Annotated in this window: 22 protein-coding genes; 10 read left to right on the forward strand and 12 right to left on the reverse strand. The window is 68.7% G+C overall.

Going from position 1 to position 20,526, the window contains the following annotated elements:
• Positions 1-21: 21 nt before the first annotated feature.
• Both ACFVYE_RS35160 and ACFVYE_RS35165 read right to left on the reverse strand, forming a co-directional pair.
• Positions 22-498: a hypothetical protein gene (locus ACFVYE_RS35160; protein WP_389608151.1), complete on the reverse strand. Its 477-nt coding sequence runs from the start codon at positions 496-498 to the stop codon at positions 22-24.
• Positions 492-953 (reverse strand): ATP-binding protein, encoded by a 462-nt coding sequence (locus ACFVYE_RS35165; RefSeq protein WP_389608152.1) that lies wholly within the window; start codon positions 951-953, stop codon positions 492-494. Before ACFVYE_RS35165 ends, ACFVYE_RS35160 begins: the two co-directional genes overlap by 7 nt.
• A gap of 103 nt (positions 954-1,056) precedes the next feature.
• On the opposite strand from ACFVYE_RS35165, the gene ACFVYE_RS35170 reads away from it, so the two are divergent.
• Both ACFVYE_RS35170 and ACFVYE_RS35175 read left to right on the forward strand, forming a co-directional pair.
• Positions 1,057-2,397, forward strand: a complete 1,341-nt coding sequence (locus ACFVYE_RS35170; protein WP_389608153.1) for a helix-turn-helix transcriptional regulator — start codon at positions 1,057-1,059, stop codon at positions 2,395-2,397.
• The gene (locus tag ACFVYE_RS35175; RefSeq protein WP_389608154.1) at positions 2,394-3,212 is read left to right on the forward strand and encodes a class I SAM-dependent methyltransferase; all 819 of its coding nucleotides are present in this window, start codon (positions 2,394-2,396) and stop codon (positions 3,210-3,212) included. Before ACFVYE_RS35170 ends, ACFVYE_RS35175 begins: the two co-directional genes overlap by 4 nt.
• A 27-nt stretch (positions 3,213-3,239) precedes the next feature.
• Here the strand turns inward: ACFVYE_RS35175 and ACFVYE_RS35180 are convergent, their stop codons facing one another.
• The 5 genes from ACFVYE_RS35180 to ACFVYE_RS35200 all read right to left on the reverse strand — a co-directional run bounded on the left by ACFVYE_RS35180 (position 3,240) and on the right by ACFVYE_RS35200 (position 9,164).
• On the reverse strand, positions 3,240-4,568 hold the full coding sequence (locus tag ACFVYE_RS35180; protein ID WP_389608155.1) for a competence protein CoiA family protein: 1,329 nt from the start codon (positions 4,566-4,568) through the stop codon (positions 3,240-3,242).
• Positions 4,565-6,256 (reverse strand): relaxase/mobilization nuclease domain-containing protein, encoded by a 1,692-nt coding sequence (locus ACFVYE_RS35185; RefSeq protein WP_389608156.1) that lies wholly within the window; start codon positions 6,254-6,256, stop codon positions 4,565-4,567. Before ACFVYE_RS35185 ends, ACFVYE_RS35180 begins: the two co-directional genes overlap by 4 nt.
• Positions 6,246-6,818 (reverse strand): hypothetical protein, encoded by a 573-nt coding sequence (locus ACFVYE_RS35190; protein ID WP_389608169.1) that lies wholly within the window; start codon positions 6,816-6,818, stop codon positions 6,246-6,248. Before ACFVYE_RS35190 ends, ACFVYE_RS35185 begins: the two co-directional genes overlap by 11 nt.
• 325 nt (positions 6,819-7,143) lie before the next feature.
• Positions 7,144-8,343 (reverse strand): DUF3631 domain-containing protein, encoded by a 1,200-nt coding sequence (locus tag ACFVYE_RS35195; protein ID WP_389608170.1) that lies wholly within the window; start codon positions 8,341-8,343, stop codon positions 7,144-7,146.
• Between the two features lie 623 nt (positions 8,344-8,966).
• Positions 8,967-9,164 carry a helix-turn-helix transcriptional regulator gene (locus ACFVYE_RS35200; protein ID WP_389608157.1) on the reverse strand — a complete coding sequence of 66 codons (198 nt, stop codon included), beginning with the start codon at positions 9,162-9,164 and terminating at the stop codon, positions 8,967-8,969.
• Positions 9,165-9,287: 123 nt separating this feature from the next.
• Here ACFVYE_RS35200 and ACFVYE_RS35205 point away from each other — a divergent pair, with 123 nt between their 5' ends.
• Positions 9,288-9,785 carry a helix-turn-helix transcriptional regulator gene (locus ACFVYE_RS35205; protein WP_389608158.1) on the forward strand — a complete coding sequence of 166 codons (498 nt, stop codon included), beginning with the start codon at positions 9,288-9,290 and terminating at the stop codon, positions 9,783-9,785.
• A gap of 21 nt (positions 9,786-9,806) precedes the next feature.
• Complete coding sequence (locus tag ACFVYE_RS35210) at positions 9,807-10,961, forward strand: tyrosine-type recombinase/integrase (RefSeq protein ID WP_389608159.1); 1,155 nt, start codon at positions 9,807-9,809, stop codon at positions 10,959-10,961.
• A gap of 7 nt (positions 10,962-10,968) precedes the next feature.
• Here ACFVYE_RS35210 and sodN read toward each other — a convergent pair whose 3' ends face one another.
• Positions 10,969-11,364, reverse strand: coding sequence for a superoxide dismutase, Ni (gene sodN / locus ACFVYE_RS35215; RefSeq protein WP_093899557.1), 396 nt, complete (start codon positions 11,362-11,364; stop codon positions 10,969-10,971).
• Between the two features lie 180 nt (positions 11,365-11,544).
• On the opposite strand from sodN, the gene sodX reads away from it, so the two are divergent.
• On the forward strand, positions 11,545-12,003 hold the full coding sequence (gene sodX, locus ACFVYE_RS35220; RefSeq protein ID WP_327278033.1) for a nickel-type superoxide dismutase maturation protease: 459 nt from the start codon (positions 11,545-11,547) through the stop codon (positions 12,001-12,003).
• On the opposite strand, the gene ACFVYE_RS35225 is transcribed toward sodX, so the two are convergent.
• A complete protein-coding gene (locus tag ACFVYE_RS35225; protein ID WP_383972955.1) occupies positions 11,907-12,536 on the reverse strand; it encodes a CGNR zinc finger domain-containing protein in 630 nt (209 codons plus the stop codon). The two genes, sodX and ACFVYE_RS35225, sit on opposite strands and share 97 nt — an antisense overlap.
• A 48-nt stretch (positions 12,537-12,584) precedes the next feature.
• Here ACFVYE_RS35225 and ACFVYE_RS35230 point away from each other — a divergent pair, with 48 nt between their 5' ends.
• The 3 genes from ACFVYE_RS35230 to ACFVYE_RS35240 all read left to right on the forward strand — a co-directional run bounded on the left by ACFVYE_RS35230 (position 12,585) and on the right by ACFVYE_RS35240 (position 14,788).
• On the forward strand, positions 12,585-13,388 hold the full coding sequence (locus ACFVYE_RS35230; RefSeq protein WP_383972953.1) for a class I SAM-dependent methyltransferase: 804 nt from the start codon (positions 12,585-12,587) through the stop codon (positions 13,386-13,388).
• Between the two features lie 147 nt (positions 13,389-13,535).
• Positions 13,536-14,024, forward strand: coding sequence for a SigE family RNA polymerase sigma factor (locus ACFVYE_RS35235; protein ID WP_389608160.1), 489 nt, complete (start codon positions 13,536-13,538; stop codon positions 14,022-14,024).
• Positions 14,021-14,788, forward strand: coding sequence for a hypothetical protein (locus ACFVYE_RS35240; RefSeq protein ID WP_389608161.1), 768 nt, complete (start codon positions 14,021-14,023; stop codon positions 14,786-14,788). The genes ACFVYE_RS35235 and ACFVYE_RS35240 overlap by 4 nt, the downstream gene beginning before the upstream one ends.
• Positions 14,789-14,868: 80 nt before the next feature.
• Here ACFVYE_RS35240 and ACFVYE_RS35245 read toward each other — a convergent pair whose 3' ends face one another.
• From ACFVYE_RS35245 to ACFVYE_RS35255, 3 genes are read right to left on the reverse strand one after another with little or no spacing between them, the layout of a single operon-like run.
• Positions 14,869-15,630, reverse strand: a complete 762-nt coding sequence (locus ACFVYE_RS35245; RefSeq protein WP_383971833.1) for an amino acid ABC transporter ATP-binding protein — start codon at positions 15,628-15,630, stop codon at positions 14,869-14,871.
• Complete coding sequence (locus tag ACFVYE_RS35250; RefSeq protein WP_383971837.1) at positions 15,627-16,577, reverse strand: amino acid ABC transporter permease; 951 nt, start codon at positions 16,575-16,577, stop codon at positions 15,627-15,629. The genes ACFVYE_RS35245 and ACFVYE_RS35250 overlap by 4 nt, the downstream gene beginning before the upstream one ends.
• A 29-nt stretch (positions 16,578-16,606) precedes the next feature.
• The gene (locus ACFVYE_RS35255; protein WP_383971839.1) at positions 16,607-17,563 is read right to left on the reverse strand and encodes an ABC transporter substrate-binding protein; all 957 of its coding nucleotides are present in this window, start codon (positions 17,561-17,563) and stop codon (positions 16,607-16,609) included.
• A 520-nt stretch (positions 17,564-18,083) separates the two neighbouring features.
• Between ACFVYE_RS35255 and ACFVYE_RS35260 the strand changes: the two genes are divergently transcribed.
• Both ACFVYE_RS35260 and ACFVYE_RS35265 read left to right on the forward strand, forming a co-directional pair.
• Positions 18,084-19,295, forward strand: a complete 1,212-nt coding sequence (locus ACFVYE_RS35260; RefSeq protein WP_327272973.1) for an NADP-dependent malic enzyme — start codon at positions 18,084-18,086, stop codon at positions 19,293-19,295.
• Positions 19,296-19,507: 212 nt separating this feature from the next.
• Complete coding sequence (locus tag ACFVYE_RS35265) at positions 19,508-20,473, forward strand: zinc-binding dehydrogenase (RefSeq protein WP_189273450.1); 966 nt, start codon at positions 19,508-19,510, stop codon at positions 20,471-20,473.
• Positions 20,474-20,526 lie beyond the last annotated feature (53 nt).

A 20,526-nucleotide genomic window follows, 5' to 3' on the forward strand; every position in this document is an offset into this window, starting at 1 on the left:
CCCCCTGGGGTGGGTTGGGGTTCATTCGGTTCGGGTGTGGCCGAAGAGGAGGCGCTGGCGAAGCGTGGCGTGGTCCAGGTAGGCGTCGATCTCCGCCGGTGTGGCACTGGGGGAGAGCGGGTCGAGGCCCAGGACGAGGGCCACCGGGGTTCCTTGGCTGAGCAGCAGGGTCCAGGGGCGGCCCGCGGGGATGCGTTTGCGGTACGGGGTGCCGTCGAAGCGCAGGGCCACCTCGGCCGGAGTGAACAGACGCAGACGTGGCCCGATGTCCGGTGGGGGTGCGGTGGCGGGGCCGAGGTGCAGAGCTTCGCCAACTGCACGCATGCGTTGCTCGATGACGGCCGGCGTCTCATGGAAGGTGCGGGGAGGTTGGGGCACCAGTAGGAGGCAGCACAGGGTGGCGCCGGTTGAGGTGGCGTCGAGCCATGTGGTGGTGGCCAGGGAAGCGATAAGACCGGCGGACGGAGCGAAGGACTCGGTGCGGGCAGGCATCAGCATGCGGGCACCACCCCGTGGTGGAAGGAGGCCCAGACGCATTTTCCGGGGCCCTGGCGTTCCTCCACGCCCCAGTGGTCGGCGACTGCGGACACGAGCAGCAGGCCGCGCCCGTCGGCGGCGGTCTCCCGTGCCTCTCGCTTTTCGGGTCTCCCGTTGCCGCCGTCGTGCACTTCGATACGCAGCACGGTGGCGTGCAGTTCGACGCGTACGAGGACCTGACCGCCCGCAGGGGCTCCGTGCAGAACGGCGTTGGTGGCCAGTTCGGAGGTGCATAGCTGGACGTCGTCGAGGCGTTCGGTCTGGCCCCACTGGGTAAGGGTCTCGGCGACGAAGGAGCGGGCGGCGCCTGGGGTGGTCCGGCGCCGGTCGAAGAGCATCGTTTCGTGCTCGACGGCGCCGTCGAGGGCTTGGCCCGGTGCGAGTGTGTCCGGCTCGTCGGGCAGTCTGCTGGGCATGGCCAACAGCCAACCTCCGTCGCTCGTTTGGGTCGGGAGCCAGCATGGGGGTCATACCGGGGGCCACTATGGGGGCCAGAGTTCGCATGCTCCGGGGAGAGGGATGGGCGACACGGGGATCGGCGCGTTGCTCATTCGGCTGCGTACCGCGCGCGGCTGGACCCAGCAGCGGGTGGCCGACGAATACAACGCCATCGAGGGGCGTGCCGCCAAGACCGGTAAGGAGATTGGGCGTTACGAACGCGAGGCGCGCATCCCGGTTCCGTACACCCGCAAGTACCTGGCGCAGGTGTTCGGTGTCGATGTCGAGGTGCTCGACCGGGCTGTAGCGGTCAGCAAGAGCCTCGGGGGCGAGGAGAAAGGCGTCCCAGGGGCCTTGCAGGAGCGGCCAGCGCGGCCTGCCGAGCCTTCACGCTCCGGCGGGGGTGCCGTCTCGGCGGACGCGGTGATGTCAGCCGACTTCGCCCGGTTCATCGCGCAGCGCAACGCCGACGAGTTCGTCGTCGAGCAGTTGGAGGCCGATGTCGCCCGGCTCGCCCGCGCCTACGTCAGCCATCCGCTGCTGGAGCTGTACGTCGAGATCAAGCGATTGCGAGACGGGGCGTTCGAGCTACTGCGAGGGCGTCAGCACCCGCGGCAGACGGCTGACTTGTATGTCGCGGCCTCCCGGTTGTGCGGGCTGTCCGCGCACGTCTGTCTGGACCTGGGCGAGTACGACTCCGCAGCCACCCATGCCCGTACTGCCCGGGCGTGCGCCGAGGCAGGTGGGCACGAAGGGATGCTGGCCTGGGTTCGGGCCGTCGAGTCCCTGATTGCTTACTGGACCGGACGGTACGAGCAGGCGGCGCGGCTGGCGCAGGCCGGCCGTCATCATCGGGCTCGCGGCAGCATCGGCGCCCGGCTGGCGAGCCTGGAAGCGCGGGCACTGGCCATAGCAGGAGATCGGGCGGGCGCGGTGGACGCCTTGGTGGACGCCGAGCGCTCCCGCGAGGCGATGGCCGACCACGACGAAGTGCCGGGCATCTTCGCCTTCCCCGCCGCCAAGCAGTTCGCGTACGCCGGGACGACCCAGCTGGCTGTGGGTGGGCGGGAGTACGTTCAACAGGCCATCGTCAGCGCGGACACCGCGATCCAGCTCTACCGCAGCAGCGAGGACGACGACCAGTCGGTCGGCGACCTGTTCGCCGCCCATGTCGATCTCGCCCGTGGCCATCTACTCCTGGGCGACTTGGACGGCACCGGGGCGATGCTCGGATTCGTCCTCGACTCCCCGCCGGAGCGCATGTCGGCCAGCATCGTGCGCCGGCTCACCGCTCTGGGCCGGGAGCTGGGAGGGCCGCAGTACGGTGGAGCCGCGCAGGCCGCACAGCTACGCGAACGACTCCAGCACACGGCCGTCCTCGCGGCCTCACCCACCGCCCACCCACCGGAGCTGCCGACGTGACCGAACTGCCCGCCGCACACGATGCCGCCGTCACCGACCGGAACCGCCTCGCGGGAAGCGCCTACAACAGCGACCGGGACCTGGCTGCCCGCCAGTCGCTCTACCAGTGGCAGACGCCCCGGTACGACCTGCCCGGCATCGTCGCCGAGCAGCTGAGCGGCGTGCGCGGGCGTGTGGTCGATGTCGGCTGCGGCAATGGCAAGTTCATCCAGCGGCTTCGCGACGATCGGCCCAACCTGGCCCTGCTCGGCCTGGACATCGCTCCCGGCATCCTCGCCGGCGTGCCCGGCCCGGTCGCCGTGGCGGATGCCACCCACCTGCCATTGGCCACGGCGAGCGTCGATGCCGCCCTGGCGCTGCACATGCTGTACCACGTCCCCGACATCCCCCAGGCAGTGCGAGAGCTGTCCCGCGTCCTCGCCCGTGACGGGCTGGTGATCGCCTCCACCAACAGCGACAGAGACAAGGCGGAACTCGACGATCTGTGGCAGCGGGCCGCCGGAGACGTCCTCGGCACCGGACGCGGCCCGGCCCGCATCTCGCTCAGCGCCCGCTTCTCCCTGGAGAAGGCCCCGGCCTTCCTGGGCGAGGAGTTCGGCCGCGTGGAGACGATCGAACTGCCTGGCACCATCACAGTCCACGATCCCGAGCCGGTCATCGCACACATGGCCTCCTACCGGGCGTGGGCAGACCAGCACGACGTGCCCTTCGAGACCACGATCGAGCGGGCCCGCTCGATCCTTGTCGATCACATTGCCCAGCATGGGGCCTTCGAGGTCACGTGCCTGGGCGGCATTCTCGTCTGCCACCGCTGATACAGGGATGTCCTCAACCAGACTTGGTCAACCGAGGTGCCATCCTGGTAGCAGGGCGCGCTGGACTGTCTCTTGCGCGGGGTGCATCCAGGCAACGATCTCAATTTGTTGGTCGCGGTCGGCCTTCTCCGTGATTAGTTGCCGATGGGCTTCGCCGGCAGCCAGTAGCAGAACCGGTAGAAGCCTGTGGCGGAGTTCTGAAACTCTGCCAGCTACCGGGTAGAGCACTGCGTATGGCTGACCTTGGGCGTAAATGGGAACCCCCATCGCCCACTCGGCGCTCGCAGTGTCAGAGATCGTGATCTCTGATGTCGGCGCCCTTTCGGATACCAAGGCCAGCGCCCGCTCTGTAATATCTCGCTGACGCTTGGCCCAGACCTGGTTTGCAGCTTGCCGATGATCACCTTTGGTTTCATCGTCATCCTGGAGACAGGAATCGAGCGCCTGCTCGTACTGCCGATCACGGCGAATACGTGCAGCTATCTCTTCCTGCGCGGCATCTACATCGGCACGAGTGGTGAAAGCAAATTCCCAACGCACGCTTCCCTGGTAGCGGCCTTCCCACCACCGATGTCGATCGAGATGGAGTTTTCCGTTGCATACAGCGCCGATGGCCTCGGTGAGCTCCATGGGACCGGCACCTTCCCAACTCCCATGTCCAGCACACGGACCGGGAGCGCAGACAAAGGTTTTGGAAGGGTCGGTGCACCACCGGGGCACGAAGCGAAGGACACCGCCGGTCACAGCCAGAGGGCCGCGCTCGTCATTCGCCTCTACTCGCAGCGACGCTACTTGGCCCAGCCACGGCCCATCGCGATCGGTCACCCAGCAAGCGTCGATCCCCTCAGCCCCCATCCGTCGTGTCCGGTCATGGACCTCGTCGAGTGTGATGCTGGACAGCTGGGCTTCGAAGGCGATCTGGCGACCACTGTTCGGTTCGGTTACGAGTACATCCGCCCGCCAGCCGTTGCCCGACACTTCGAGCTCAGCCTCCCACCCGGCGGCCTCGGCAGCGTTCTTGAGCTCGATCTTGAGGAGCCGGTGTGCCATCGACTCCTGTGTCAACGAGCACCTTGGTGACCCAGGATCGTGAGCGAAATACCGCATGCGTCTGGGGGATAGCTTGGCGTGGATTGAGTGTCCGCACTCCGGGCAAGCGAGCGGAACTCTCGGCCGCCTCTTGTAGATCTTTGCCCAGTCCCAGCTGCATCCGAGGTCGTCCAAGGTTGCATCAAGTCGTCCCTGCTCGCGGTGAACTGCAGTCAGCGGCATTGCCCGAACCTCCAGGTCTGGGGTCTCGGTCTCAGGTTGCCATCCGCCTCTGACAACGACGTGTGGGGCCGTCGGCACCGTCATCGACGCTGCCCTCGTCCTTCCCGCGGTCGTCCTGCTGGTGAGTCAGCCCGAGGTGAGGGGGTAGCCGAGGCAACGGTGCCCGCCTTGCCACGCCTCAAGGCCGCCTGTCGGCGCCTGTTGGGCTGCACGGTGATGCGCCAGTTGATGACCTCGGCGGGGCGATCGGCGGTATCGAGTTCTCGCTGGGCGGCGACTTCGGCCAAGAGGTGTCGGGGGTTGTGGCCGGCGGTCTCGGCGCGGGCGAGGGTTGTGGTCAGGGCCGGCCAAGCGGGATCGGCGAGGACGCGGTCGGCGTGGTCGGGGAGGGCTGCGCGTAGGTCCTGTTCGAAGCGACTGATGGTGGCGGCGCGTGGGGCGCGGCGGGCGAGATCCGCCAGGACCGGCTGGGCGGCCTGCTGGTAACCGGCCTGTAGGTGGCGGAAGGCTTCATCGGCTGCTGCGGCCTGCTGCTCGTGGCCGCGTTGCTCGTGCCACTTGGCGGCTGCGCGTGCCAAGTGGAGCGCGGCGAAGACCAGGGCGATGGCGAGTCCACCCGGATCGTGTGTGGCGTAGGCGAGTTCCTTGGCTGCTTCCCGCAGGACAGTGGCGGCCTGATGGTCGGCTCGGATTGCCGAGCGGCGGGCGCGGTTGAATGCCCTTGCCGCAGCTTGCAGTTCAGCCCGATGCGCGCCGTGTGTGGCGAGGGCCAGGTTGTGGAGGGTGTCGCCGAAGGCATCCAGGTGGCCTTGGGCCACAGCGTCGTCGCCCGAGTCGAGGACGACGTGGCGGGCGTGGCGGATGGCGGTTTCGGCGCGGTGCCACGTTTCGGTCGGGTCCGCCACCTGCTGGGGGCGGTCGGCCAGGTCCTGGGTGGGGAGGCGTTCGCACAGGCGGTCGTAGGACAGGTCAGGGGCGAGCTTTGAGCCGCCGTACCAGACCGGCTTGCCGCTGGTGGTGTCGCCGGGCGCGGCCAGGCTGTAGCCGGTCACCTCGCCGGTCTCGGGGCCGATGCGCGGCCTGACCTGGATGCCGAGGGAGCGCAGCACGGTGAAGTACTCGTCGATGCTGCGTACGGCGGCGGCCGCGTACGCCTGCTCGCGTAGCCACTCCCGCGCGGGCTCTTCCAGGCCCTGGCGCTCGGCCTTGGCCCGCTCGGCGCCGGTGGGCGTACGTGGGGCGGTGAGGTCGCCGGACTTCAGGCGGCGCAGCCCGAACTCGGCCTCGATCTTGCGGCATTCCCGCTGTGCCCGCCATCCATCCCGGTTCGTACGAGGGCGGCGGCCGTCGGCGCGGACGGTAGTGGCCATGATGTGGATGTGGTCGTCGGCGTGCCGGACCGCGATCCATCGGCACGCCTTCTCGTCGCCCTCGGGGGCGATGCCCGTTGCGGCGACGACGCGGCGGGCGACCTCGGCCCACTCGGCGTCGGTGAGGTAGCGGTCGCCGGGCGCGGTGCGCACGGGGCAGTGCCATACGTGTTGCGGCGGCTTTTTGCCGCCCAGCTCGCGGGTGCGCAGGTCGACGTGGTGGTCCAGGCGCCGGGCGAGCCGGGTGTAGGTGGCCTCGGGGTCGCGGCCGGGGTCGGGGGCGCCGGCCATATCCCAGGCGGCGACGATGTGGGGGTCCGTGTGCTCGTCGCGCCGCCCCTTGCCGAAGAGGTAGTTGATCAGGCCGAGGGTGCTGGAGCCGGTGGAGACGTCAGGCACCATGCGCGTTTCCCTCCGCAAGGAGCCGGTCGATGAGCCGGTAGCTGTTCTCGGCCGTCTGCTCGACGCGGGCCAGCACGGCCTCGGCGTGCTCGGGAACAGTTCCTCGGTGGATGGCTCCGCTGATCTGGTTGAGGTTGTTGCCGATGCGGTTCAGCGCGACGGTGTGGGCCTCGATGGCCTCGATCAGCGGGCGGATGGCATCGTCCTCCGGGCTGCCGGCCAGGCCCGCCTTGCCGAGGGCGACGGCGAGTGCGGCATCGCCGACGAACCCGGCGAACGTCTGGCTTCGCCGGTCGGCCTCCTTTGCGATGACGCGAACTGCGGTCGGGGTGAAGCGGATGGTCTTGTGCTGGTCGCGGTTCTCGGTGGTGCGCTTGCGGTTCATCACTGTGGGCAAGACAGGGGCGTCGGGCTCGCGCCACGAAGGCTGCTCGACGGGCGGTCGGGCATCGGCAGTCGGATCGGCGTGAGGGGCAGCGGAGTCAGCATCGAGCGCGATGTTGGGCTCGGCCACCCCCTCCCAAGGCTCGGGCGCCCGCTGGCGCTCGGCCTCCTCCGCCACCCCTGGGGCGGGGGCAAGCGCGGACGAAGCCTCGTTAGAGGCTCGTCCGCTCCAGCTTGCTGCTGTTCGGTGGGCCAGGCCGAACCATCGACTGCGGCGAGGAGCGGGGCTGGGGTCGTGGGTGTCGGTGTCGTGCATGGTGGTGCTCCAGTGGTGTGTGGGCGGGACGTCGTCACGTCCGTCGCATCCGTTGCCGGGCTGGTCAGGGCAGGTACGGACGCGGGAGCTGGTACGGAGAAGTCCGTCCCTGTGAGGATGTCCGTCCCCGCGCTGACCTGCGCGGGGACGGACGCGACGGACTGAGACGGACCCAGGGAAAGTTGGGTCAGCGGCCGCGCTGGGGGCCGGTTGTGCCGCCGGGCGGGCCGATGGGCAGCGATCCCGCCGGGGCGGCGGGCGGGTGCTTGAGGGCTGGCCGCGCGGCCTCCGATGCGGGATCGGGTGCCGCCTCGACGAGGTCGGGGCAGTTGCGGGCCCATGCGTCGAGGAAGCGGTTGCGCATGTATGCCTTGGCCTGCCTGCCCTGGGCGAACCGGTAGTTGGCCGAGCCGATGTTGAAGTCCCGCAGCAGGTTGCCCAGGTGGTAGGCGTTCAGACCCTTGGTGCCGTACTCCGCCCAGGGGGCGTCGGCATCCTGGATCAGGGCAGCGACCAGGTCATGGGTGGGCAGAGCCTCGGGGTTGTTCTCCCGCTCGAAGATGCGATGGATGTCGCGCAGCAGCCGCGTCTTCAGGCTGCTCTGCTCGTCCTGGACCGCCTCGTGGCGGGTCATCGCCAGGCAGGCCGCCCGAGCGCTCGCGGGCCAGTGGCCGCCGGCCAGTTCGGCGATGATGACCAGCGGCTCCCAGGTGTCCGCCGCCCGGTCCTCCACCGGCATCTTCGGCACCATGCGGGCAGCCTCGCTCCGTAGCGGACCCAGCCAGGCGGCCAGCTGGTCACGCAGAGCGTTGAGTTCCGGCACCGAGTACCGGGAGCGGAACTGGGCGACCTTCTCGTCGGGCTTGCGCTTCTGCATCCGCAGCACGACCGACCGGTCCGTGATCGTGTCCGGGAGCTCACCGATCCCCGCGATCGCGGCCATGGCGAAGGTCGGATACGGGGTCGGTTTGTGCTCCGGACCGGAGATCCGCCAGGCGGGGCGGTTGCGCTGGTGCCCGGCGTTCAGCAGCCCGCGCAGGATCTCACTGTCGCCACTCGCCTTGGGGCCGAAGATGGTGTCGGCCTCGTCCACCAGGAGCGTGCGAGGGTTCTTGCCGATGACCCGGAAGATCACCGCTGGGGAGGTGTTCACCGTCATCATCGGCTGGTGCACGGTCTCGTGGAGCACGTCCAGAACCCGGGACTTGCCGCAGCCCTTCGTCGGACTCATCACGGCCAGACGCGGCGCGTGCTGCAGAGCGGTCTGGATATGTGTGGCAGCCACCCACAAGGTGACCGCGGTGAGCGCCTCGTCGCTGGGCAGCACCACGTACTTGCCTATCGCCGCCCGCAATTCATCCAGCAGTGGGGCCCCGTCACCCGCCACCTTGATGCTGGCGCCGTCGTGGATTCCGGTGCCCGACCCGTCATGGGGGACCGGGGCGTCGTGTTGCACGGTCCCCTCCACGGGACCGTCGGTCCCCGGTGACTGGCGGGGACCGTGAGCACGGTCCCCATTGCGATCCCCTGGTGCAACACCCGCCCTTTGGGGACCGGTCCCCGTTTCCGCACCGCTGGCCTGCACGTTTCCACCGGATGCGGATATCGGGACCGCCGCTCGTGGGGACTGGGGGTCGGGAACATTGTGGGGACGGTCCCCAGCCGTGGCGTCAGCGGTGCGCTGGTCCCCGCGCGGCTCCGCACCCGTCGATTGCTCTGTAGCCCCCTGCGCAGGGGACCGTGTGTCTGCTTGGTCCCCACGGCGCCAGGGGACGCCCCCGCCGGGGACCGCAGCGGCGGGCCAGACAGCGGGGGATGTGTTCGTGGGGTTGGGGGACGTAGAGTCCTCCATAGACGTTCCTCTCCGGTGAGGAGCAGGACGGGCAATGTCCCGCCCCTCACCAGCTCGTTCGTTCAGCGATGGGCAGTCAGTAGGGGAATCTCCGGCCCTCGGCGTTGGCGTGCCGGGGGCCGTTGCCTTGCCAGGGGCCGGGGCCGGGGCCCGGCGCCTCACGCGGCGGTGCCCCACTCGCCCTGGCCCAGAGCCAGCGCCTGCTCGTAACGCAGCAGCTCGGCCTCGGGGTACAGCACCCGCTTTCCGACCTTGATGCCGCGCGGGCCTTTCCCGATCTGCCGCCAGTAGCGGACCGTGCTCTCGGCCGTGCGGTAGCGGTCGGCAACCTCGGCGGTGGTCAGGTGTCGAGCCATGCATTTTCCGATCCGACTAGGTAGCGATTCGATCTGCACAAGGTGTACCCGACGATCTCCGATTTTCCAAACCGGGAAGTGCATGTTTCAATTCGGATAGCGATGGTGAGGATGGGAGACGCGATGGCAGACGGCAAGGTGGGCGGCGAGGTGCCCCTGCTCTATAGCGAGGGGAATGTCGCAGCGAGAGTGGCGCTGGAGCGCGAAGTTCGGGGCTGGAGCACCACCGAACTGGCGGAGCGCGTGACCAAGGCCGGCGTGCGGATGAACCAGACCGCGGTCTGGCGCATCGAGAACGGCGAGCCGCGCCGCCGCATCAACCTCGACGAGGCCCTCGCCTTTTCCAGGGTCTTCGAGCTGCCCCTGGAAGAGCTCATGTCTCCGCCGCTCGAAGGCATCGACATGGACGGGCGGCGCCTCGTCCAGGAAGCCGTCGAGGCGTTCTACGAGTCCCGCGACGCCCAGGACCGCCTCCATCACGCAGTCGTCGCGACGGCCGAGCACATCCAGGCCCACCCCGACAGCTCACGCGCCATCCACGAGCAGTGCCTCCGCCTCATGGGCGAAGAGCGCGACGCCCGCGCCCTCACCGAGTACATCGACGGCGGCTACTACCACTGACCAACCCAAGGGAGAACCGACTTGGCCAACATCCAGAAGCGCCCCAACGGCAAGTGGCGGGCCCGCTACCGCGACCTCGACGGCAAGGAGCACGCTCGCCACTTCGATCGCAAGGTCGACGCCCAGCGCTGGCTCGACGAGGTCACGACCAGCATGGTCACCGGCCTGTACGTGGACCCGCGCGCAGGCAAGATCTCCTTCGAGAAATACGCGACGAAGTGGGAGGCCGAGCAGATCGCCGGCGAGGCGGGCACGCGCATCACCGACAACGCCCTGCGGCTCCACCTCATACCCGCGCTGGGCCCCTACGCGATGGCGTCACTGCGCCGAAGTCACATCCAGGCCCTGTTCAAGAAGCTGTCCGAGCAGCTCGGGCCCGGCAGCGTACGCAACGTCTACGACGTCCTGGTCCGCGTCATGACGGCCGCCGGCGAGGACAAGGTCATCCCCGTGACGCCGTGCAAGCGGATCACCCTCCCGCCCATCCCGGACGACGAGATCACGCCGCCCACCGTGGCCCAGGTCGAGGCGATGTCCGGTGCCATGCCGCCGTACATCCGCTCGGCGATCGTCGTCCTCGCCGGATCGGGCTTGCGCATAGGCGAGTTGCTCGGTCTCAAGGTCTCGGACGTCGACTTCAAGCGCGGCGCCATCCGGGTCGAGCGGCAGCGGCTGCAATCCGGCCTGATCGGGCCGCCGAAGACCGGCAAATCACGGCGCACGGTCCCGGTCGGCGAAGTAGTCACCGACGCGCTCCTGGCGCATCTCGCCGCGCGGCCCTCGAAAGAGTGGCTGCTCACGATGGAGGAGGGCGAACCCCTCAACTACCGTCGCTGGAAGACCGAATGGAACTGCGCTCGCAAGGCGCTCCAAGCGGCGGAGAATGAGGCGGCCGAGCGCGAGGGCCGCAAGTCCGTCGAGCTGCCGCACATGGTGACCCACGACCTGCGCCACTTCTACGCCTCCGCCCTCATCGCCGGCGGAGCGAGCGTCAAGCAGGTCCAGCTGGTCCTCGGCCACGCATCCGCCGTCATCACGCTGCGGATCTACGCGCACCTGTGGCCCGGAGAAGAAGACCGCACCCGCTCCGTCATGGACGCCGTTCTCGGCGGCCTGCGGACCGGGTGCGGACAGGTAGGCGATGCAACCCGCGAAACCGCAGGTCAGGTGGCCTAGCCATAGATCAAGCCTTCTTGGTCTCCCAGAAGATCTTGTCGATCTGGGCGATGTAGTCCAGCGCCTTCTGGCCCGTCGCCGGGTCCGTGGAGGCCTTCGCGGCCGACAGCGCCTTCAGGGCGTCGTTGACCAGCTGGTGCAGCTCCGGGTACTTCTCGAAGTGCGGGGGCTTGAAGTAGTCGCTCCACAGCACCGAGACGTGGTGCTTGGCGAGCTCGGCGCGCTGCTCCTTGATGACCACCGCGCGGGCCCGGAAGTGCGGGTCCTCGTTGGCCTGGTACTTCTCCTGGACGGCCTTGACGGACTCCGCCTCGATGCGGGCCTGGGCCGGGTCGTACACGCCGCAGGGCAGGTCGCAGTGGGCGCTGACCTTCACCTTGGGGGCAAACAGGCGGGAAAGCATTGAGCTGTCCTTCCTCGTGATCGTCTTCTCAGGTGGGACATTACTCCGTGAGAGACGGGATTTAGCGGGTGCCCCCATGGGCTTAGGCCAAAAGTCCGGGGTGAGGATGGGCCCAGTGGCCGAATGTACGGAACGCTGTACGGGACGGTGTACTGGACGTACCGGGGAGGTGCCGGAGAGATGCGGGAGGTGCCGGAGTTGCCTGAGCTGACGCAGGAGCAGCCCGGGCGAGGGCTGGCTGCGCGTGTGCCGTTTCAGGTGGTGGAGGTGACGGGGCCGTCGATGGTGCCCACGCTCCATCACGGGGACTGGCTGCTCGTGCAGTACGGGGCGACGGTGCGCCCCGGGGACGTGGTGATTCTGCGCCATCCGTTCCAGCAGGATCTGCTGATCGTCAAGCGGGCGGCCGAGCGTCGTCGGGGCGGCTGGTGGGTGCTGGCCGACAACACCTTCGCGGGCGGTGACAGCACGGATTACGGGACGGTGCCCGAGGAGCTCGTGCTGGCCAGGGTCCGGGCGCGCTACCGGCCGCTGAAGAAGGATCAGCGGTCGCTGTGGGGTGTGGTGACCTGGGCGGTCTCCGCGCTGCGGCCGGTGTCGGCGGCCCGTTCCGTCTCCAGGCGCTTGCGGGCCCGGTAGGCAGCCACGTTGGCGCGGGTCGCGCAGCGGTCCGAGCAGTAGCGGCGGGAGCGGTTGGTCGAGGTGTCGAGATAGGCGTTGCGGCACGGCGCCGCCTCGCACAGGCCGAGCCGGTCCACACCGTACGAGGTGAGATGGAAGGCGAGGCCCATCGCCGCGATGGCGGCGTACCCGGCCGTCGCGTTCGACGGGTGGTCGGTCAGGTGCATGTGCCAGTCCGGCTTGCCGTCCTCGTCGCGGAGATCGTGCCCGGAGATCTGCGGGCTGACCGGGAACTCCAGCAGCAGTGAGTTGAGCAGGTCGACGGCGAGTGTCTCGTCACCGCCGTCGGCCGCTTCGAAGACCGCGCGCAATCGTGCCCGTACGGACCGGAAGCGGGTCACATCCGCGTCGGTCGCCCGTCGGGCCGCCTGCCCGTTGGCGCCGAACAGCTCGCGGACCGCCTCGACGGAGGTGAGGGAGTCCTTGTTGCGGTCCGGCTCCTCGGTGTTGACCAGACGCACGGCATAGTCCGAGTAATAGGCCAGTTCCACTTGTAGTCCTTACGGCGTCGGTCTAAAGTCGATGCAGCGAACGATGTAATGGGCTTTGACGGTTCCAGGGTATTACATGGGAGGTTCCTCGTGACGGAGACAACGACAGGTACTGACTGGGCGGCCTGGCAGGAGAGCTGGGACCGGCAGCAGGAGTGGTACATGCCCGACCGCGAGGAACGGTTCCGGGTGATGCTGGACATGGTCGAGGCCATTGTGGGGCCCCGGCCGAGAGTGCTGGACCTCGCATGCGGTACAGGAAGTATTACGGACCGGCTCCTCAAGCGGTTCCCCGAGGCCACCAGCACGGGCGTCGACCTCGACCCGGCGCTCCTCGCCATCGCCCGCGGCTACTTCGACGGCGACGAGCGCGTCACCTTCGTCACCGCCGACCTCAAGGACCCGGACTGGGCAGGGCAGTTGCCGTACGACTCGTATGACGCCGTCCTCACAGCCACCGCCCTGCACTGGCTGCACGCCGAACCGCTCACCGCGCTCTACCGGCGGATCGGCGGGCTCGTCAGGGACGGCGGAGTGTTCATGAACGCCGACCACATGATCGACACCGAGACCCCCCGTATCAACGCGGCCGAACGCGCCCACCGGCACGCGACCATGGACCGTGCCAAGGCCGAGGGTGCTCTCGACTGGGCGGACTGGTGGGCCCTCGCCGCCAAGGACCCGGTTCTCGCCGGGCCGACCGCAGAGCGGTACAAGATCTACGGCGAGCACGCGGACGGCGACATGCCGTCCGTGCGGTGGCACTCCGACACCCTGCGAGAGGCGGGGTTCGGTGAGGCGCGGGCCGTCTGGGCATCCCCGTCGGACAGTCTGGTGCTGGCCGTGAAGTAGCGGCAGCATGCGCAGGAAGGGGCGGTACGGGCCTGGGCCCGTACCGCCCCTTCTTTTTTCTGCGCTCTGCTGCAACCCACTGTGCGTCCCGCCGCACTGGAAGGGTGAGACGGTCCGCACCCGCGGACCCGGAGAGGGGCGTCGACGATGCGGATCGATGACGATGCCGCGCTGCACGCCTTCGTCGAGGGCAGACGCACCGCACTGTTCCGCAGTGCGTATCTGCTGTGCGGCGACCGGCACGAGGCCGAGGACCTGGTCCAGGCGACGCTGGTCAAAGTGGTGCTCGGCGGACGGCGGCACGGGCGGCTCGACAACATCGAGGCGTACGCACGCAAGACCCTGGTCAACACCTACATCGCGGCCCGCCGCCGGTTCTGGCGGCGTGAACAGTCGTACGGCGAACTGCCCGACCGCGCGGACCATGCGCCCGACACGGACACCGGCCTCGCGGTGCGGGCGGCCCTCGCCCGGCTCACGGCCAAGCAGCGAGCCGTACTGGTGCTGCGCTACTGGGAGGACCTGAGCGTCGAGGCCACGGCCGAACTGCTCGGGATGCGGGAGAACACGGTCAAGAGCCATGCGGCTCGGGGGTTGGCGGCGCTGCGCGCCGAGATGGCAGAGGAATTCGTATGAACGACGTGCATGAGCTGTTGGGGCGGGTCGCCGCGGACGCGGGGCAGCCGGTCATCTCCACCCAGGCGGTGTATGCCAGGGCCGGCCGGGTGCGCCTGCGGCGCCGGGTCACCGTATCGGCGGCCGCACTCACCGTGGTCGCCGCCGTAGTGGTCGCGGTACCGGGCCTCGCCTCGGGGACGAAGCCGAAGGAGTCGTCGGTGGCGGCCCCGGCCGAGCTCGCGGGGAACACCGGCAGGGCCGAGCGGTTGGTCAAGCTGCTGCCCAAGGACGTGGGGGGCGTCGAACAGGTCTCGCTGGCCGTCATCATCAAGAACGCCACCCCCGAGCAGGCCGAGGAACACCCGGTGGGGCCGCTGGACGGGCAGTACGCCGTCCGCAGGGACGGCGGCGTCGGCTATCTCACCGTCGACCTGAGGGATGCCGAGTCCGTCGCGAAGAAGTTCGGCGGACTCGATCCGGCCGCGGATCTGTGCAAGCCGAACCGTGGGGAGCATCGCCCGGCGGACTGCGTACGCGAGGAGTTCCCGGACGGGCGGGTGCTGACCATCTGGAGCGACCCGATGAAGTACGGGGGCACGCCCCTGTGGGGGCCCGAGCTCGTCGGCCGGCTTGCCCTGAAGGACGGCGGGCTGCTGGCCGTCCGCAGCAGCACCGGTCTCAAGAGCGAGCAGGCACAGGGCCCGCTCCTCAAGACCCCGCCGCTCACCCGCGCCCAGATGCGGACCCTGATGCTCAGCCCGGAACTGCTGCCGAAGAAGTAGAGAACAGAAGGAGGGGCAGGGATACGAGGAGGAGGGCGGTGCGGACCCGGATCGGTCCGTACCGCCCTCCTCCTGCGCCCCTAGAGCACCTTCGACAGGAACGACTTCGTCCGGTCGTGCTGCGGGTTGGTCAGTACGTCGCGCGGGTGGCCCGACTCGACCACCACGCCGTCGTCCATGAAGACCAGCGCATCGCCGACCTCACGGGCGAAGCCCATCTCATGGGTCACGACGATCATCGTCATGCCGTCCTCCGCGAGACCGCGCATGACGTCCAGGACATCGCCCACCAGCTCCGGGTCGAGCGCCGATGTCGGCTCGTCGAAGAGCATCAGCTTCGGTTCCATGGCCAGGGCGCGGGCGATCGCCACCCGCTGCTGCTGGCCGCCGGAGAGCTGGGAGGGGTAGTTCTTCGCCTTGTCGGCCAGGCCCACCCGGTCCAGCAGCCGCTCCGCCCGGGCCCTGGCCACTGCCTTCGCCTCGCCCTTGACCTGGACCGGAGCCTCCATGACGTTCTCGATCGCCGTCATGTGAGGGAAGAGGTTGAAGCGCTGGAAGACCATGCCGATGTCCCGGCGCTTCAGGGCGACTTCGCTGTCCTTGAGCTCGTAGAGCTTGTCGCCCTTCTGGCGGTAGCCCACCAGCTCGCCGTCGACGTACAGCCGGCCGGCGTTGATCTGCTCCAGGTGGTTGATGCACCGCAGGAAGGTCGACTTGCCGGAACCGGACGGGCCGATCAGACAGAAGACCTCGCGCGGGGCGACCTCCAGGTCGATGCCCTTGAGGATGTGCGCGGCGCCGAAGGACTTGTGGACGCCCTCGGCCTTCACCATGGCGGTCATGCCATGCCTCCCTTCGGGCGGCCCAGGGACAGCAGGTTGGCCCTGATCTTCTGCAGCGGGGTGGGCGGCAGGCTGCGGCTGGACCCGCGTGCGTAGTACCGCTCCAGGTAGAACTGGCCGATGCTCAGCACCGAGGTCATGATCAAGTACCAGGCCGCGGCCAGGAAGTACATCTCGACCGGGGCTCCGGACGACTGCCCGATGTCCTGGGCGTACTTGAACAGCTCGTAGAACTGCACGGCCGCCACCAGCGACGTCGTCTTGAGCATGTTGATGACTTCATTGCCCGTCGGCGGCACGATCACCCGCATCGCCTGCGGGATCACGACGCGCCGCAGGGTCTTGCCGTGGCTCATGCCCAGCGCGTGCGACGCCTCCGTCTGGCCCTCGTCGACCGAGAGCAGACCCGCTCGGCAGATCTCCGCCATGTAGGCGGCCTCGTTGAGGCCCAGGCCGAGCAGCGCCGTCAGCAGCGGCGTCATGAAGCTCGACCAGTAGTCCTTGTAGATCGGTCCGAGGTTGATGTACTCGAAGACCAGACCCAGGTTGAACCAGACGAACAGCTGGACCAGGACCGGGGTGCCGCGGAAGAACCAGATGTAGAACCAGGCGATCGACGAGGTCACCGGGTTCTTCGACAGCCGCATGACGGCCAGCAGGACGCCGCCGACGATGCCGATCACCATCGACAGGGCGGTCAGCAGCAGGGTCTTGCCGACGCCCGTGATGATGCGGTCGTCGAAGAAGTAGTCGGGGACCGCACCCCAGTTGATCTTGCCCTGACTGAAGGCGTAGATGATCGCGACCAGTGCGGCGATCGCGATGACGGCCGAGACGTACCGGCCGTAGTGCCGGACCGGAATGGCCCTGATCGCCTCAGGTCCGGCCGGCGGGGTGGGGGGTATGGGCGGCTGGTCGGCCGGGCCCGTCTTCTCGATGTCAATCACAGGAAAAGCCTTTCAGCGCCGGAGCCGTTTCAGGATCCGCCGTTCAGCTTGGCCTCGGTGACCGCGCCTGCCTCGACGCCCCACTTGGAGATGATCTTCCCGTACTCGCCGCTCTTGATGATCGCGTCCAGGGCCGCCTGAACGGCCTTGGTCAGCTGGTCGTTGCCCTTGGCCACGGCGATGCCGTACGGGGCGGCCTCGACCTGCTCGCCGACGAGCTGGAAGTCCTTGCCGCCGCCCGAGGTCTTCACCGCGTACGCGGCCACCGGGAAGTCGGAGGAGCCGGCGTCGGCGCCACCGCTGCGCAGCCGGGTCTGGGCCTCCAGGTCGTTGTCGAACGTCTCGATGGCGATCTTCTTGCCGCCCGTGCACTTCTTCGACTCCGCCTTGGCGAGGTCGTGCGAGACGGTGCCGCGCTGGACGGCGATCTTCTTGCCGCAGAGGTCCGCCCAGGTCTTGATTCCCTGGTCGTCGCCCTTCCTGGTGTAGATCGAGACACCGGCGGTGAAGTAGTCGACGAAGTCGACACCCTCGCCGACCTTCTTCTGCGTCTCGGAGTCGACGCCCTCCTGGCGGTCCTTGGTGTCGGTCATCGCCGACATCGCCAGGTCGTAGCGCTTGGAGCGCAGGCCCGTGATCAGCGTGTCGAACGTGCCGTTCTCGAACTGGAACGTCACGCCGAGCTCCTTGCCGAGAGCGGCGCCGAGGTCGGGGTCGATGCCGACCGTCTTGCCGGACTTGTCCTTGAATTCGACCGGCGGGTAAGCGATGTCCGAGCCGACCTTGATGACGCCCTTGTCCTTGATGTCCTGAGGCAGGAGTTCGGCGGCTGCGGAACCCTTGGTCTTCGTCGAGTCGGAGCTGTTGGTTCCGCTCTTGGTCTGGTCGCCACAGGCGGTCAGCAGCATGGTGCCGGCGACCGCGATGGCGCCGACCGCTGCAATCCGTGACTTCGCGGCCGTACGACGTGTGGTGCTTGCGGTCATGATCGGGTTCCTCCGGCATATGAGGGTGGTGCTAGGCGGTTTGACACGCGATGTCGGATGTCGCCGCCGTGTGCGATTACGGCATCTTGCCATTCGGATTTGCCCAAACAGGGGGCCAGTCATGTCAAAATCGGGTAACGGGCGATCCCCGAACCTCAAGGGGCCGGTACATCAAGGCCGGACCATCTGTGGGGTTTTCTTCTTCACGCCGGAGGATTTTCGGTGCGTCTCGACTGGTGTGCGTCATTTCGCCAGTTGGCTGACTTGTCCAGAGATTCGACTATGAGTCACATCACCGCGTCGATATGGACTCGTCCGTGACGTGGTCCGTCCGGTAAGAAAGACCTTTACACCCCTCATCCGGGGCTCAGGGCGCGTGTGCGGCGCGCCCGCGCGTACGTATCTCCCCCTGCCGGGGCGGGCCAACCGCCGGGCGCAGGGAACGTACGCGGTGCCCGCCCACCCCTCCTCAATCAGGAGTGGCCACCCTCAAACGTTGAAGACTTAAGGGGTCAACACCATGGCAGCGGAGATCGTCAATCCTCGCAGCGACAGCACCACCGACAGCGCCACCGAAGAGCCGTTCGATCCGGCCTTCGCGCTCCACCGCGGCGGCAAGATGGCCGTGCAGGCCACCGTTCCCGTCCGTGACAAGGACGACCTGTCCCTCGCATACACGCCCGGCGTCGCCAAAGTGTGCAGCGCCATCGCCGAGAATCCCGAGCTGGTCCACGACTACACCTGGAAGTCGCAGGTCGTCGCCGTCGTGACGGACGGCACCGCGGTGCTCGGCCTCGGCGACATCGGCCCCGAGGCGTCCCTCCCCGTGATGGAGGGCAAGGCGATCCTGTTCAAGCAGTTCGGCGGCGTCGATGCGGTCCCGATCGCGCTCGCGACCACCGACGCGGACGAGATCGTCGAGACGGTCGTCCGGCTCGCGCCGTCCTTCGGCGGCGTGAACCTGGAGGACATCTCGGCGCCGCGCTGCTTCGAGATCGAGCGCAAGCTGCAGGAGCGGCTCGACATCCCGGTCTTCCATGACGACCAGCACGGCACCGCCGTCGTGACGCTCGCGGCCCTGCGCAACGCCGCGAAGCTGTCCGGCCGTAGCCTCGGCGAGCTGCGCGGCGTCATTTCCGGCGCCGGTGCGGCCGGGGTGGCCATCGCCAAGTTCCTGCTGGAGGCGGGGCTCGGCGATGTCGCCGTGGCCGACCGCAAGGGCATCGTCAGCCGGGACCGCGAGGACCTGACGGACGTCAAGCGCGAGCTGGCCGAGCTCACGAACCGGGCCGGGATCTCCGGCCCGCTGGAGAGCGCGCTGGCCGGCGCGGACGTCTTCATCGGGGTTTCCGGCGGTACGGTGCCCGAGGCGGCCGTCGCCTCGATGGCGCCGGGTGCGTTCGTCTTCGCCATGGCGAATCCGAACCCCGAGGTCCACCCCGACATCGCGCACAAGTACGCGGCCGTCGTGGCGACCGGGCGTTCCGACTACCCGAACCAGATCAACAACGTGCTGGCCTTCCCCGGCATTTTCGCGGGTGCTCTTCAGGTCCGGGCCTCCCGGATCACCGAGGGCATGAAGATCGCTGCGGCGAATGCACTGGCGGATGTCGTGGGCGACGAGCTCGCGGCGGACTACGTGATTCCGTCGCCGTTCGACGAGCGGGTGGCTCCGGCGGTCACGGCCGCTGTTGCCGCGGCGGCGCGGGCGGAGGGCGTGGCTCGGCGCTGAGGTCCGGGGTGGGGCGGGGTACGGGTTCCCGGGTGCGGGGTGCGCCTGTGGCGGGCTTGTCCCCGTCCCGCCCCCTCCCGTAACCGGGGCCCCGCCCCCGGACCCCCGTTTCTCAATCGCGGGAGGGGCTGAATCCGCCCCGCCGCCTGCGCGGTGCGCGTCACACCCGTGGCTGGTTACGTCGGCCCGCGCCCCGGCCTATCGTCAAGGCCATGTTCGCCGCCTACGCATCCCGCATCGACCGCGACCACCCTCTCAACGGCCTTGAGCTGGGCGAACGCCCCGCTCCCGAGGCGCGTCCGGGCTGGACGACCGTCAGCGTCCGGGCCGCTTCCCTCAACCATCACGATCTCTGGTCCCTGCGCGGCGTCGGCCTCGCCGAGGACAAGCTGCCGATGATTCTCGGCTGCGACGCCGCAGGGATCGACGAGGACGGCAACGAGGTCGTCCTGCACTCCGTCATCGGGCAGACCGGGCACGGCGTCGGTCCGAAAGAACCCCGCTCCATCCTCACCGAGCGCTATCAGGGCACCTTCGCCGAGCAGGTCACCGTCCCCAGCTGGAATGTGCTGCCCAAGCCGAAGGAGCTCACCTTCGAGCAGGCCGCCTGTCTGCCGACCGCCTGGCTCACCGCGTACCGGATGCTCTTCACCAACGCCGGGGTGCGTCCCGGCGATTCGGTCCTTGTCCAGGGCGCGGGCGGCGGCGTCGCCACCGCCGCGATCGTGCTCGGCCGGGCGGCCGGGCTGCGGATCTACGCCACCAGCCGCGACGAGGCCAAGCGCAAGCGCGCCGTCGAACTCGGTGCGATCGAGGCGTACGAGCCGGGTGCGCGGCTGCCGCAGCGCGTCGATGCGGTCATCGAAACGGTCGGCGCCGCCACCTGGTCCCACTCGGTGAAGTCGCTGCGCCCCGGCGGCACGCTCGTCATCTCCGGCGCGACCAGCGGCGACCGGCCCTCACACGCCGAGCTGACCCGGATCTTCTTCCTGGAGCTGAAGGTCGTCGGCTCGACCATGGGCTCCAAGGACGAGCTGGAGGATCTGCTGGCGTTCTGTGCGACGACCGGCGTGCGGCCCGTCATCGACGAGGTGCTGCCGCTGGACCGGGCCCGCGAGGGATTCGAACGGCTGGCCGCAGGCGACCAGTTCGGAAAGATTGTGCTCACCTGCTCTTGAGGTGTTCGGGGTGAGCCGTTCTCAACTGCGCCATGCGAATGCGGACGCGGATG

This window comes from Streptomyces sp. NPDC058239 (assembly GCF_042882185.1).
Taxonomy (GTDB): Bacteria; Actinomycetota; Actinomycetes; order Streptomycetales; family Streptomycetaceae; genus Streptomyces.

Excerpts from the sequence above, each read along its gene's own strand:
- ACFVYE_RS35260 (WP_327272973.1), top strand. The coding sequence starts at position 18,084 with ATGGCAGCGGAGATCGTCAATCCTCGCAGCGACAGCACCACCGACAGC.
- sodX (WP_327278033.1), top strand. The coding sequence starts at position 11,545 with ATGCGGGAGGTGCCGGAGTTGCCTGAGCTGACGCAGGAGCAGCCCGGG.
- ACFVYE_RS35205 (WP_389608158.1), top strand. The coding sequence starts at position 9,288 with ATGGCAGACGGCAAGGTGGGCGGCGAGGTGCCCCTGCTCTATAGCGAG.
- sodN (WP_093899557.1), bottom strand. The coding sequence starts at position 11,364 with ATGCTTTCCCGCCTGTTTGCCCCCAAGGTGAAGGTCAGCGCCCACTGC.
- ACFVYE_RS35265 (WP_189273450.1), top strand. The coding sequence starts at position 19,508 with ATGTTCGCCGCCTACGCATCCCGCATCGACCGCGACCACCCTCTCAAC.
- ACFVYE_RS35165 (WP_389608152.1), bottom strand. The coding sequence starts at position 953 with ATGCCCAGCAGACTGCCCGACGAGCCGGACACACTCGCACCGGGCCAA.
- ACFVYE_RS35200 (WP_389608157.1), bottom strand. The coding sequence starts at position 9,164 with ATGGCTCGACACCTGACCACCGCCGAGGTTGCCGACCGCTACCGCACG.
- ACFVYE_RS35170 (WP_389608153.1), top strand. The coding sequence starts at position 1,057 with ATGGGCGACACGGGGATCGGCGCGTTGCTCATTCGGCTGCGTACCGCG.
- ACFVYE_RS35185 (WP_389608156.1), bottom strand. The coding sequence starts at position 6,256 with ATGGTGCCTGACGTCTCCACCGGCTCCAGCACCCTCGGCCTGATCAAC.
- ACFVYE_RS35235 (WP_389608160.1), top strand. The coding sequence starts at position 13,536 with ATGCGGATCGATGACGATGCCGCGCTGCACGCCTTCGTCGAGGGCAGA.
- ACFVYE_RS35230 (WP_383972953.1), top strand. The coding sequence starts at position 12,585 with ATGGGCTTTGACGGTTCCAGGGTATTACATGGGAGGTTCCTCGTGACG.
- ACFVYE_RS35240 (WP_389608161.1), top strand. The coding sequence starts at position 14,021 with ATGAACGACGTGCATGAGCTGTTGGGGCGGGTCGCCGCGGACGCGGGG.
- ACFVYE_RS35180 (WP_389608155.1), bottom strand. The coding sequence starts at position 4,568 with ATGACGGTGCCGACGGCCCCACACGTCGTTGTCAGAGGCGGATGGCAA.
- ACFVYE_RS35255 (WP_383971839.1), bottom strand. The coding sequence starts at position 17,563 with ATGACCGCAAGCACCACACGTCGTACGGCCGCGAAGTCACGGATTGCA.
- ACFVYE_RS35245 (WP_383971833.1), bottom strand. The coding sequence starts at position 15,630 with ATGACCGCCATGGTGAAGGCCGAGGGCGTCCACAAGTCCTTCGGCGCC.
- ACFVYE_RS35160 (WP_389608151.1), bottom strand. The coding sequence starts at position 498 with ATGCTGATGCCTGCCCGCACCGAGTCCTTCGCTCCGTCCGCCGGTCTT.